Source organism: Coleofasciculus sp. E1-EBD-02, from assembly GCF_040218245.1.
In the GTDB taxonomy this organism is placed as follows: domain Bacteria; phylum Cyanobacteriota; class Cyanobacteriia; order Cyanobacteriales; family Coleofasciculaceae; genus Coleofasciculus.
Window position 1 is genome coordinate 1 of sequence record NZ_JAVJQN010000142.1, and the last position, 13,643, is coordinate 13,643.

9 protein-coding genes are annotated in these 13,643 nt (G+C 46.4%); 3 read left to right on the top strand and 6 right to left on the bottom strand.

All coding sequences use genetic code 11. The annotated features are described in order from the left end of the window. The first annotated feature begins 464 nt into the window (after positions 1-464). From RIC07_RS22435 to gltB, 3 genes are all read left to right on the top strand, one after another. Positions 465-3,341, top strand: a complete 2,877-nt coding sequence (locus RIC07_RS22435) for a CHAT domain-containing tetratricopeptide repeat protein (protein ID WP_446396470.1) — start codon at positions 465-467, stop codon at positions 3,339-3,341. A gap of 523 nt (positions 3,342-3,864) precedes the next feature. Continuing rightward, positions 3,865-4,845, top strand: coding sequence for a hypothetical protein (locus tag RIC07_RS22440; protein WP_446396456.1), 981 nt, complete (start codon positions 3,865-3,867; stop codon positions 4,843-4,845). Between the two features lie 586 nt (positions 4,846-5,431). Continuing rightward, on the top strand, positions 5,432-10,021 hold the full coding sequence (gene gltB, locus RIC07_RS22445) for a glutamate synthase large subunit (RefSeq protein WP_446396457.1): 4,590 nt from the start codon (positions 5,432-5,434) through the stop codon (positions 10,019-10,021). Here the strand turns inward: gltB and RIC07_RS22450 are convergent. The 6 genes from RIC07_RS22450 to RIC07_RS22475 all read right to left on the bottom strand — a co-directional run bounded on the left by RIC07_RS22450 (position 9,998) and on the right by RIC07_RS22475 (position 13,256). After that, positions 9,998-10,258 (bottom strand): hypothetical protein, encoded by a 261-nt coding sequence (locus RIC07_RS22450; protein ID WP_446396458.1) that lies wholly within the window; start codon positions 10,256-10,258, stop codon positions 9,998-10,000. The genes gltB and RIC07_RS22450 overlap by 24 nt on opposite strands. A gap of 619 nt (positions 10,259-10,877) precedes the next feature. Then, positions 10,878-11,030, bottom strand: coding sequence for a hypothetical protein (locus RIC07_RS22455; protein ID WP_446396459.1), 153 nt, complete (start codon positions 11,028-11,030; stop codon positions 10,878-10,880). Positions 11,031-11,268: 238 nt separating this feature from the next. After that, the gene (locus tag RIC07_RS22460; protein WP_446396460.1) at positions 11,269-11,595 is read right to left on the bottom strand and encodes a DUF433 domain-containing protein; all 327 of its coding nucleotides are present in this window, start codon (positions 11,593-11,595) and stop codon (positions 11,269-11,271) included. Positions 11,596-11,739: 144 nt separating this feature from the next. Then, positions 11,740-12,159: a PIN domain-containing protein gene (locus RIC07_RS22465; protein ID WP_446396461.1), complete on the bottom strand. Its 420-nt coding sequence runs from the start codon at positions 12,157-12,159 to the stop codon at positions 11,740-11,742. Further along, positions 12,140-12,394: a hypothetical protein gene (locus RIC07_RS22470; RefSeq protein ID WP_446396462.1), complete on the bottom strand. Its 255-nt coding sequence runs from the start codon at positions 12,392-12,394 to the stop codon at positions 12,140-12,142. Before RIC07_RS22470 ends, RIC07_RS22465 begins: the two co-directional genes overlap by 20 nt. An 82-nt stretch (positions 12,395-12,476) precedes the next feature. Further along, entirely contained in the window at positions 12,477-13,256 is a 780-nt protein-coding gene (locus RIC07_RS22475; RefSeq protein WP_446396471.1) for a serine/threonine-protein kinase, read from the bottom strand. Between the last annotated feature and the right edge of the window lie 387 nt (positions 13,257-13,643).

Below are 13,643 nucleotides of genomic sequence, written 5' to 3' on the forward strand. Positions count from 1 at the left end.
TAAGGTTCTCTTACTACAAACTACAAACATCGGTGGGTTACGGCGGACATTTAATTGAATGGTTATTCGCTTCTATTAAATTCCGCCTAACCCACCCTACTGACTTAAGCTAGAAACCCCTCACCCCCAGCCCCTCTCCCACTCTGGGGAGAGGGGAGTAATAAAGGTGTTATATTGCAGGCGTAGCCACCTAAATTTTTCATCATTTATTGTTCCAATTCCCCTTCTCCCATCAAGGGACTTTGCTGGCGAATGTTACAAAAGAAGGCTCAAAGCCAATAAAATCGTTAGCTGCTCTAATGTATTTTGGTCATTCTAGGACATAATATTAAATTCGTCAGCAGTATCCTGGAGAGGGGTTTGGGGAGAGGGGATTGTAGCTTACATTGATTTTATCCGTTCTAGGGATAAACTAAATAAATCATCTCAAGTTTGTACTGGATTGAACAAGGGAGACGACTATGATGACAAATCGGAATACTCGACTCACTACACTCTTGTTTGCAGGATTATCTCTAGCTGGCTTATCGCTATCCATCCCTAAAATCACCCTGAGTCAATCACCGCCTCCGTCTTCCCTCCCCCATCCAGAATCCCTCATCGCGAATGAAGCGGATGATTTAGCTGAAGCTGAACGACTCAAGCAACAGGTTGAACAGCTTTACCATCAAGGTCAATATAGTGAAGCAATTCCTTTAGTTGAACGGATGCTAACACTTTATCAGAACCTCCATGGAGAGGAACATCGGGATATTGCTGATAGTTTGACTTATTTAGGAATTCTGTATCAAAGTCAAGGACGTTATGCTGAAGCCGAACCCTTGTTTCGCCAAGCGTTAGAGATGATAAAACGTCTCTTAGGAGAGGAACATCCTGATATCGCCACTGGCTTGAATAATCTGGCAGAATTGTACCGAAGTCAAGGACGCTACAGTAAAGCTGAACCCTTGTTTCGCCAAGCCTTAGCAATGAGAAAAAGGCTCTTAGGAGAGGAACATCCTCAGATTGCCACTAGCTTGAATCATCTAGCATTACTCTACCAAAATCAAGGACGCTACAGTGAAGCAGAACCCCTGTTTCGCCAAGCTTTAGCGATGAGAAAACGCCTCTTAGGAGAGGATCATCCTGATGTAGCCACCTCCCTGAATAATCTGGCATTATTGTACGATGATCAAGGACGCTACAGTGAAGCCGAACCCCTCTATCGTCAAGCTTTAGAGATGACAAAACGCCTCCTAGGAGAGGATCATCCTTGGGTGGCAACCTCCCTGAATAATCTGGCATTATTGTACCAAAATCAAGGACGCTACTCGGAAGCTGAACCTTTGTTTCGCCAAGCTTTAGCGATGAGAAAACGCCTCTTGGGACAAGAACATCCTGATGTGGCAACTTCCCTGAATAATCTGGCAGGATTGTACCGAAATCAAGGACGTTACAGTGAAGCTGAACCCCTCTATCGCCAAGCCTTAGAGATGAGAAAACGCCTCTTAGGAGAGGAACATCCAGATGTGGCACAGTCTCTAAATAATCTGGCATTATTGTACGATAGTCAAGGACGCTACAGTGAAGCCGAACCTCTCTATCGCCAAGCTTTAGAGATGACAAAACGCCTCTTGGGACAAAAACATCCTCATGTCGCTATCAGCTTATATAATCTATCCGTTCTCTACTCTCAACTCGGTGACATTGACAATACCCTCACCTTCCTCCAACAAGGACTAAATATCGAAGACTATAACCTCGCCTCTAACCTCGCCGCTGGTTCTAATCGCCAGAAACGCGATTACTTACAAACGATTTCTGAAAGTACCAACTTTGCCCCTTCTTTCCATCTTCATTCTGCCCCCAATACCCCCCAAGCCGCTAACTTAGCCCTAACCACGATTTTCCGACGCAAAGGACGCATCTTAGATGTATCAACGAATACCCTACAACGCCTACGCCAGAATTTAACCCCAGAAAATCAGGCGTTATTCGATGAACTTTCGGATACCTATCGTCAACTCACCAACCTAATTTATAAAACATCAGACAACGAGATAACCTTACCCCCAGAAGAGTACCGCACGCAACTCGCATCACTAGAACAACGAGTGCAACAATTGGAAAATCAACTGTCTCGTCACAGTGAACAATTCCGGATTGAATCGAAACCTGTCACCATCGAAAGTATTCAACAATTAATCCCCGAAGATGCCGTATTAGTGGAACTGGTACGCTATTATCATCAAGGTGAACCCCGGTATGCGGCTTACATTCTCTCCTCCCAAGGAACACCTGAAGCCATTGACTTAGGCGCAGCGGATATGATTGATCAAAAAGTTGCGGATTTTCGCCAACTTTTCCAGAATGGTAGACAAATTCCGATTCCCCTAATTAAACAATCTGCCCGTGCATTAGATACTATTCTCATGGAACCCGTGCGAGAACGAATTGGCAACAATCGCCATATCCTACTTGCTCCCGATGGGACGCTTAATTTAATTCCTTTTGAAGCTTTAGTTGATGAAAATAACCGCTATTTAATTGAAACCTATTCATTCTCCTATTTAACCTCTGGACGAGACGTACTCCGACTACAAACCTCGTTTCCCAGTCAACAGCCACCTCTGTTAATCGCTGACCCCTATTTTCAGCGTCCTGGTGAAGTGGTTCAACCTCGCGGTAGAGCGATGACGAAGTTATCTGAGATAATTGCCTTAATTGACTTATCAACAAAACAGTTTGCTCCCCGCCCTGGAACCGCCGAGGAAGTTGAGGCAATTGGTCAGTTATTAGAGGTTACTCCACTCACGGGGAAGTTCGCAACAGAACAGGCAGTAAAACAAGTGAATCGTCCCTCTATTTTACATATTGCTACTCATGGTTTCTTTGAAGAAAATCCTGAAACTGAAACCGAACAAGCCATATTAGAAAATTATCCATTACTGCTATCGGGATTAGTGTTTGCTGGGTTCCGCCTGGGTGACAGTGGCGGCGAAGATGGGATTCTCACCGCCCAAGAAATGTCACTATTAAATCTGATGGGGACAAAACTGGTAGTTTTATCGACAGTCGATACCGGATTAGGATATCTTGAAGCCGGAGAAGGAGTCTATGGATTTCGGCGGGCGTTAGTTTTAGCGGGTTCCGAAAGTCAAGTTACCAGTTTGTGGAAAATATCGGATGCGGCGACAGTAGAGTTAATGGTGAAGTATTATCAGAAATTGCTAGAAAATCAAGGACGAAGTGAGGCGTTGCGCCAGTCACAATTGGAGATGTTAAATTCTGAAGAATATCAACATCCTTATTATTGGGCGGCGTTTATTTTATCGGGGGATTGGACACCGATGGAGCGTTGATTTTAATTGAGTAATACAACGTAGGGGCGCACTGAGGTTATGCGTTTTAAGTTAAAGAAACCCCTCACCCCCAACCCCTCTCCCAACCCCCCTCGTTCCCCCCTGCGAGGGGGGAGGACAAAGGATGTTTCACTTTTGTTGCACGGGAGAGGGGAGCAAGAATGTAGGGGCGAGTTTAGGGACTAAATTGGGCTAGTTAACGATAACTGAACAACAAAACCCGCCCTTTATTTAATGGCGCTTTTAAACTCAATTTGTTCAAGAGGTCTGTAATTTAAGCAAAGATAAGCTCGCATCCCTTACGACAAACTACAAACTTTAAAAAATTCCCCACCTGAATATCGGTGGGTTAGGTTGGATATCTCATTGAATGGTTATTCGCTTCTATTAAATGCCGCCTAACCCACCCTACGTTTTTTGGATCAAATGGTTTCCCTTTGCTCTTTTTTTTGAGAGAAAAGGGTGTTTATTTTATTAATTTTGTTATATTATTATCACAAGCGCATAAAGCACCCAAGATACTATGAGATATTTACCGCCTCAATTCGATACCTGCTACACCGCCGAAACCACAGCCCAGCAAAGGTTAGAGGATGTTGGCGTTACTCAACTCCTCTCCCATCTCAAGCACTACAGCGACATTGACTTCGATGCATCCCAAATGCACCTAACCGATGCTGAAGTCAACATCCTCGCCAAGCTGTTTATTCAGCAGTTGACTCAAAGCCTCAACGGTAAACTCATCGCTGGCGCATTAAATACCCTGCGTCACGGTAAGGAGATAGAGGAGATGACTCCACACTCGGTTGGGGTGGGTTTAGTCACATCTGGGGAAACAAGAAACGATAGTTGTGAAACCCGCCCCTACACAAGACTCAACACTTTCCCCACCCCTCGCTACCAAGAAGGCGATCGCGTTCAATGGAAAACTCCAAATCCTGACTGGGGCGTGATTCTGGGGCGCTTCTATGAATATAATCACGATTGTGATCAATGGACGATATGCTACCTGATTGAACTCGCCCCCGATTCTCCCAGTGCAGCTTGGATTACCGCAGATATGGCTTGGGAAGAGGACTTGGAAAAAATGCCCGATATCGTTGCAGCCAGCGAAGAGAATGGCTATTCCTACCTTTATTCCAGCCAGTCTCGCCGTGCGATCGCGCCTCCATCTCTGCATAGTCCCAGAGGACGCTACAATACCCACTATCCCCACCAGCCTCGCCCAATTACTCGGCGTGAACAGTACATCATTGACCTTTATTGTTACTGTGAATTAGGGATGACACCCAGGGACTTTTATGCCAAATGGGATGTCACCTATGAACAAATTTCTCATATTTGCGATCGCTCCCTGGGAACCGTACAATGTTGGTTTAACCGAGGTCAAGGACATCGCCCTCCGAAACCCGTTGATTTGCGCCATTTGGCAATTATGGATTTTTTGTTAGAGCATTTTGAAGAGATTCCCGAAAAACTTAGAACTATTCTTTGTTCTCCATAATCGGTGGGTATTTGTAGGGGCGCATAGACGTGCGCCCTTTATTGAATGACGCTTTTGAACCTAACCCATTCAATTGTTCTGTCAATTTTAATTCATTCCCCGCTTGAATAGGGGTGGGTTAGGGTTGATAGTTCATTGAATGGTTCTCGCCTCAGTTTAAAAGAAGGGCTAAAGCCCTTACTACGAACAAATCATGACTTTTTGGCATTCAGTATCAGACTATACTGTTTTTTTGAAGCATTTTCCGACAAAACTCAACCCCTAACTAAATTAAAGCCAAATCCCCCAAATCTTATCGTTTTGTTAAAGCGTGGCTTGTACTTCTGGTGGAGTTGGTTTATCGTAATCCAACAAGCTGATGGTGTCACGGCGGGGATACCCTCCGTTAAGGTAAAAGGCAGAAGGCTCCGAGACTCCGAGGCAGAAGGTAGAATAAAGAAACGCTTGTATAGTAAGCTGTTGCACCTTTTTCCACTGGATACTGATTTCCGCTACGTTACACCAGATAGCTTTCCAACCTCTACACTGAAAAACGGGCGCAAGCCTTGCGCCCCTACAACCCTCGTCGTTTTTGGGTCATTTTGAGATGAAAAGCAACCAACTGCCGAAAAAACAAGGTTTATACGATCCACAGTTTGAACATGATGCTTGCGGTGTCGGATTCGTCGTGCAGATGAAGGGGAATAAGTCCCACGATATCGTGGAACAAGGGCTAACGATTCTGGCAAACCTGGAACATCGCGGTGCGTGTGGTTGTGAACCGAATACTGGAGACGGTGCGGGGATTTTAATCCAAATCCCGGATCAGTTTATGCGGAAAGTCGCCGCTGCTGATAACATTACCCTACCAGAAGCGGGTCAGTATGGAGTCGGGGCAATTTTTACTTCCCCTGATCCGATGATTCGCCAGCAGAGTCGCCAGATTTTTGAGAAAATTGCCACCGAAGAAGGGCAAACGGTTCTGGGGTGGCGGGATGTTCCCGTGGATGACTCCCCCCTGGGAAGTATCGCCAAACTAGGTGAACCATTCATGCAACAGGTGTTCATCCAGCGTTCCCCAAACCTGGCTGATGATTTAACCTTTGAACGGAAACTCTATGTGATCCTGAAACGGGCGGAAAAAGAAATTCGTCAGTCAGAGATTGACCCCTGCTGGTATATCGCTAGCCTCTCCTGTCGTACCCTAGTGTACAAAGGGATGCTGACGCCGATACAAGTGGGACAATATTATCCCGAACTCCATGATCCGGATCTCAAAAGCGCCCTAGCCCTAGTACATTCCCGGTTTAGTACCAACACCTTCCCCAATTGGGAACGCGCCCACCCCTATCGCTACATCGCCCATAATGGGGAAATTAATACCTTACGGGGTAATATTAACTGGATGCACGCCCGACAGTCGCTGTTTAAGTCGAAGCTGTTTGGCGATGACTTAGAGAAAATTCAGCCCGTTATTGATTTAGAGGGGAGTGACTCAGCGATATTCGACAACTCCCTAGAAATGTTAGTCTTGTCTGGGCGTTCCTTACCCCATGCGGTAATGATGATGATTCCAGAACCCTGGACAAATCATGAGTCGATGAGTCAGGAGACAAAGGCATTTTATGAGTATCACTCCTGTCTCATGGAACCCTGGGATGGTCCAGCGTCTATTGCCTTTACCGATGGTACGACGATTGGGGCAGTTTTGGATCGCAATGGGTTGCGTCCATCGCGGTATTATGTGACCAAAGATGATCGGGTAATTATGGCATCAGAAGCGGGTGTCTTACCCGTGGAACCGGAAGACGTGGCGTTTAAAGGGCGCTTGCAACCCGGGCGGATGTTCTTGGTGAATATGGAAGAAGGGCGGATTATTGCTGATGAGGAATTGAAACAGGCAATTATTACCGAACATCCCTACCAAGACTGGATTGACGAATACATGGTGGAACTGGCACAGTTAAAGGATGCGCCAGAGGTAGCCCAACCGGAACCCGACACCCTAATTCAACGGCAAATCGCATTCGGCTATACCTTCGAGGAATTGCGGATGCTAATGGCACCCATGGCACAGAATGGGGTAGAAGCGGTGGGTTCCATGGGTTCGGATACGCCATTGGCGGTGTTATCCGATCGCCCGAAGTTACTGTACAATTATTTCCAGCAACTCTTCGCCCAAGTCACCAATCCCCCGATTGACTCGATTCGGGAAGAAATTATCACCTCGGCGGAAACCACGATTGGTTCAGAACGCAATTTACTGGAACCTGAACCCCAGAGTTGTCATTTAATTGAACTGAAAACGCCGATTCTGACGAACGAGGAATTGGCAAAGCTGAAATATGTGTCCGAAGGGGAGTTTAAATCTGTCACCCTACCGATTCTATTTGACCCAAAGGCTGGGGTGAAGGGATTGGAAACGGCGATGGATGAGATTTGTGCGAAGGCAGATAGTGCGATCGCAGACGGAACGACTATAATTATTCTCAGCGATCGCGGCATTGATAAAGACCATGCACCAATTCCCGCCTTACTTGCGGTGGCTGGATTACATCACCACCTCATCCGCAAAAAGACGCGCACTAAAGTCGGAATCGTCTTAGAATCGGGAGAACCTCGCGAAGTTCATCATCATGCGCTTCTGATTGGGTATGGCTGCGGTGGAATTAATCCCTATCTGATCTATGAAACCATTGACGATATGATCAGTCAGGGCTTGCTGGAAAATATCGATAGCAAGACAGCGCAGAAAAACTATATCAAAGCCGCCACCAAGGGGGTAATTAAAGTCGCCTCCAAGATTGGCATTTCCACCATTCAAAGCTATCGCGGCGCCCAAATCTTTGAAACCATTGGACTCAAACAGGCACTTGTTGATAAATACTTTACCTGGACAGCCACCCGGATTGAAGGGGCGGATTTAGACGTAATTGCCCAAGAAGCCATTATGCGTCATAGTTACGCTTTCCCTGACCGAGACGTAAATGGGCATACCCTAGATGCAGGTGGCGAATATCAGTGGCGCAAAGACGGTGAGGCACACCTATTAAGTCCGCAAACCATCCACGCCCTGCAAAATGCCGTGCGTCAGGGTAGCTATGACCTGTACAAAGAATATGCTGCCCTAATTAATGAGCAGACCCAGCAACATTTTACCCTACGCGGACTGCTGCAATTCAAGAAACGTGACCCCATTCCCTTAGAGGAAGTGGAACCCGTGGAGGCGATTACTCGGCGGTTCAAAACCGGGGCGATGAGTTACGGGTCAATTTCCAAAGAGGCACATGAATCCCTCGCCATCGCCATGAACCGGATTGGCGGGAAATCCAACACCGGGGAAGGGGGAGAAGATCCCGAACGCTATACCTGGACAAATGAAAATGGCGATTCTAAGAATAGCGGGATTAAACAAGTCGCATCCGGGCGGTTTGGCGTCAACAGTCTGTATCTATCCCAAGCCAAGGAACTCCAAATTAAGATGGCGCAAGGGGCGAAGCCGGGAGAAGGGGGACAGTTACCGGGGCGGAAGGTGTATCCTTGGATTGCTAAGGTACGCAACTCGACGCCGGGAGTCGGCTTAATCTCACCCCCACCCCACCACGATATCTACTCGATTGAAGACTTAGCCGAGTTAATTCATGACTTGAAAAACGCCAACCGCAACGCCCGGATTAATGTGAAACTGGTGTCTGAGGTGGGTGTAGGAACGATCGCGGCGGGGGTTGCCAAAGCCCATGCGGATGTGGTATTGATTTCCGGCTTTGATGGCGGAACCGGCGCATCCCCGCAAACCTCGATTAAACACGCCGGATTACCCTGGGAATTAGGGGTAGCGGAAACCCATCAAACTTTGGTATTAAATGATCTGCGATCGCGGATTGTGGTGGAAACCGATGGTCAAATGAAGACCGGGCGTGATGTGGTCATGGCGGCGCTATTGGGGGCAGAGGAATTTGGCTTCTCTACGGCACCTCTGGTGTCCCTGGGCTGCATTATGATGCGAGTTTGTCAAAAAAACACCTGTCCGGCGGGAATTGCCACTCAGAACCCCCAGCTGCGTCAGAGTTTCATCGGCAATCCCGATCATACGGTGAACTTCATGACCTTTGTCGCCCAAGAAGTGCGGGAAATCATGGCACAGTTAGGATTCCGCACCCTAAATGAAATGGTGGGGCGTGTTGATGTCTTGGAAGCGAAGCAGGCGGTGGATCATTGGAAGGCGAAGGGATTGGATTTATCCCAGATTCTCTATCAACCGGATGTGGGACCCGAAATTGGGCGCTATTGTCAGATTCCCCAGGATCATGGGTTGGATAAGTCCCTGGATATGAGGGTACTGCTAGACTTATGCAAAGGCGCGATCGCAAAAGGTGAAAAGGTAACCGCTACCCTACCGATTCAGAATATCAATCGGGCGGTTGGCACAATTTTAGGCAATGAAATCACCAAGCGCCACTGGCAAGGTTTACCGGAGGATACCATCCATCTGCATTTCCAAGGGAGTGCGGGTCAAAGCTTCGGCGCGTTTGTACCCAAGGGTGTCAGCTTAGAACTAGAAGGAGATGCCAATGACTACTTTGGCAAAGGATTATCCGGGGGTAAATTAATCCTCTATCCTCCCGCCCGTTCCACCTTTGTCCCCCGTGAGAATATCATTGTCGGTAATGTCGCCCTCTATGGCGCAACCTCTGGTGAAGTTTATATTCGGGGAATGGCAGGTGAACGGTTCTGTGTCCGCAACTCAGGGGTTAACGCGGTAGTTGAAGCCGTGGGTGATCATGGGTGCGAATATATGACGGGGGGTAAAGTGGTGGTTTTGGGTCCAACCGGGCGCAATTTTGCCGCAGGAATGAGTGGCGGTGTCGCCTATGTGTTGGATGAGAAAGGGGATTTTGCCACTCGTTGCAATACCCAGATGTCCGACTTGGAGAAACTGGAAGATGAGGAGGAGATTGAAATCATCCATCAAATGATTGCCAAACACGTCGAGTACACCAAGAGTCAACTGGGGTTAACTATCTTGGCGAATTGGACAGAAATGGTGCCGAAGTTTGTCAAGGTAATACCCAGGGATTACAAGCGGGTATTGGCTTGTTTAAATAAAGCCCAGGAAGCCGGATTAAGTGGCGATGATGCGCTGACGGCGGCGTTTGAAGAAAACGCCCGCGATTTAGCCCGGATTAGCGGTAGCTAGGATTGTGGGGCATAACCTGAACAAGTTACTGTAGGGTGCGTTAGCGAAGCGTAACGCACCATTTCTCAAGGGTTGGATCACAGCGAAGCGTAACGCACCATTTCCCAAGGGTTGGATCACAGCGAAGCGTAACGCACCATTTCCCAAGGGTTGGATCACAGCGAAGCGTAACGCACCATTTCCCAAGGGTTGGATCACAGGGCGACCCGAGTCAATTGAATGGACACCATTGTTCATTGATGCAGGCGGGTCGCCCCTACCGATCAACCTAGAAAAAGCGGTCATGATTCCTAATCGCGATCGCGCTATTATTGATAATTTTGCCACGTAGCGAATTATATATGAAAATTATCAACGTGGAAATTTGAGAGCCTTGAAATAAATTTCAGGCTCAAAGCTAAAGTAAGCTAAAGCTTACTGAATTATTGTATAAGGTTATTAACCCGTTTTAACGGGTTTTAGCTCTTAGCCCGAATTTTAATTCAGGGCTGACTATGGTTGACTTAGAAGTGTATGAGGTTGCTTACAAATTTGTCTTGGCTAATTGTTTTAATCCACAGGCGGTTTCTTTGGCTTTGGGGTGGGAGCGGTGTCAGGTATCGGAAACGTAGAACCCGAAAGACTTCGTGGATTTTGCCTCTGTTGTAAATCGTTACATTTTGCTGAAACCTTTATATGTTACATTTTACAAGTCTCGACGCGAGAGAAGAGAGACCATACCTCCCAAAAAAAACTATAACCATCTGACTTCCTCTAACACCACGCTCACACCTCCCTAAGGGGATATGCCCCTGAGGAGCATTTAGGTTATAGGTGATATCACTCCGTCCTATCCACTTATCTTTCTGATACCAACCTACGGTATCACCTCGTCTTTCAGGGTTTTGATGACGAGGGGGTTGCATTTTCTGTCTTTTGCCAGGTAGGTGATACCAAAGCCACCTTGACCGAGTTTTCGTTCAATGACGTAGCGACGACCGTGTAATTTTTGTCCCTTGACCCAGACCATTGATGATTTTTGCGATAATCCTGTCTTGATTTTGTCACAATCGGTAGATGAAATCAGGATGTTTGTTGATTAGGGGTGTCATCGTTTAGCTATAAACCCCTCACCCCCAGCCCCTCTCCCACGCCGGGGAGAGGGGAGCAAGAGAAGACCTAGCCAGCTACATTTTTTATCATTAATAAGTCCGGTTCCCCTTCTCCCTCGATGGGAGAAGGGGTTAGGGGAAGAGGGTGAAATCAGACTATTTTTGCTGAACTTCTGCCTCTGCTTTCAATTTGCGTAATCTCTGTCGTGCCGGAGAAGGATTATGTTTTTGCTCGTCTCGCTGTTGACGGCAAAACGCTAACCAATCTGCAAAGTAAGCACTCACTTCTTCAGTGTTGTGTAGATAGTAAAGAATCGTCGCATAAACCTGTTCTAGAGTAATACTTTCAAATTGTTGGGCGATTTCTTCAGGGGTTTTAGCTCGGTAAATATACTCGTAAAGAACGCTTTCAATCCCGATGCGACTGTCCTGAATGCGGATATCATCAGGAGCAAGAAAGTTGAAGTAGTCTCGAATTTGCATAGCCAGTTGCTTTTACCATCACGGGGAATTATTTTCTGGGAATTTAGTCAGTCAGATACTCAAAGTCCAATTTTAACTCATTTGTGGTTGAACAGCCCACTCTCCTAATATTATTCCTAGTAGCTGTAGTGCCACGTTGTATGATTAACCTCGCCAGTTGTCTAGATGCAACTTATAACCTAACAATTGAATGCGTTGATAATGAGATACATTACCAGTTACTAACGTCAAATTCTTATGCATCGCTATAGCTGCAATCATCGTATCAGCAAGACCAATGGGTTGCCCTGTACGTTCTAAGTCGGCGTAGATTCGCCCTGCTAGTTCAGCACTGGACAAATCCAGATTTAACACTTCAACATCAGTGATAACATTAAGAAACTGTTGAATGCGGTCTTGCCGTTGACGCTTATGCCAGCCTTTGATAATTTCGAGAACTGTAATGACCGAAATTGTGTAGGAACCGAAGGTATCGCGATACGCCCTAGCTCTGGTGACAATATTGGAATTTATGCCTTTTTGCACTTCGGAAAAAATATCAGTGTCAAGGAGTGCTTTGTTCACAGTTCTGATTGAGAGGATGTGCAGCGCGATCGCGCATAATCTCTTCTAGTATCTCATCAACAACGTCAGGTTCATCAGCAAACATTCCCATTATCCGGTCTTGTGCCGATTCTTTAACAGCCAGCTTGTTGATGGCGTCTGTAATCAGTTCAGATAGATTACAACGGCGCGACTCGGCTAACCATCGCGCCAGTTCGAGGGTCTTTTTATCGAGTTTAAGTTCTAGTGTCTCCATTCGTTTTTTGTTTTGAGATTACCGTATAGTTTGATCATGCCATAACCGCGTTCCTTGTTCCCTCCCCTTGGCAAGGGGAGGGTTAGGGAGGGGTCAGATCAAGGGAACGTGTTTCTGGCTGAATCTGTTGTGACGTTGACGTTATTTCCGGTGTAGTTTCTGGCGGTGGTGCTGATTGCGGCTTAAGCGCTAAAAACCCAGCAATCATACTCAAAACCCCAGCAATTGTACCAATAATTGTTAACCAAATCGTCAAATTCCAATTGCGCCAAGGTTGGGGAATTTGAGACACCACACCCAATAAATCCAACCATTCCTGTATGGTTTGGGGACGTTCTTCCGGGGCTAATGCCATCCCTCGGAGAATCGCCTGATTCGTGCGATCGCTCATTTGGGGATTCACTTCTTGAGGTGGCTTTAATTTAGCCCTTGCCAAACTGCGATCGCGGACACTGGGCGGTTTTTCTCCGGTTAATAATTGATACAATGTGGCGGCTAAAGAATAGACATCGGTATAAGCGCCGCGTTCAGCATCAACATGATATAATTCCAGGGGTGTAAACCCATCGGCGGTTGTCGGATTAATCGTCGTCAGCGGGTTATCAAATCCCACGGCTAACCCAAAATCAATTAACACCGCCTCCCGTTTCCCCTGACGCATGATAATATTCGCAGGTCGAACATCCCGATGCACTAAGTTATTCTCATGCACCACCATCAACGCTGAACCAATCTGGCGAATATAGTGTAATGCTTCTTTTTCTGTCAGTCGGTTGGCATGGGTTAAATCTTGCCCCTGAATATACTCCATGACAATACAAACTTGATCACCCTCTTTAAACGAATCCTTAACCCGGACAATTTGTCATTTGTCATTTGTCATTTGTCATTCGTCATTTGTCATTCGTCATTCGTCATTTGTCATTTACCATAAGTAGGTGGACACAATTAAAGTTATTAACCCGTTTTAACGGGTTTTAGCTCTTAGCCCGAATTTTAATTCAGGGCTAACTTCCGACGCCAACGAAACGGAGGTTGGTTTATAAAAAAATGTGAAAATATGAAACCCTAGAAGCAATTATTTTGTATCCTATCTCTAGCCGTCTTCAATGAGAACCTAAACCTTAATGAATCCTAGCCACTGAACCGCAGCAAATCTAACCTTTTATTAAACTCAACCTCGCATTTAAACGCCAAAATGATTGACAAAATGTAACAAATGCTACAAAATATCTCTGATTTTGACTTT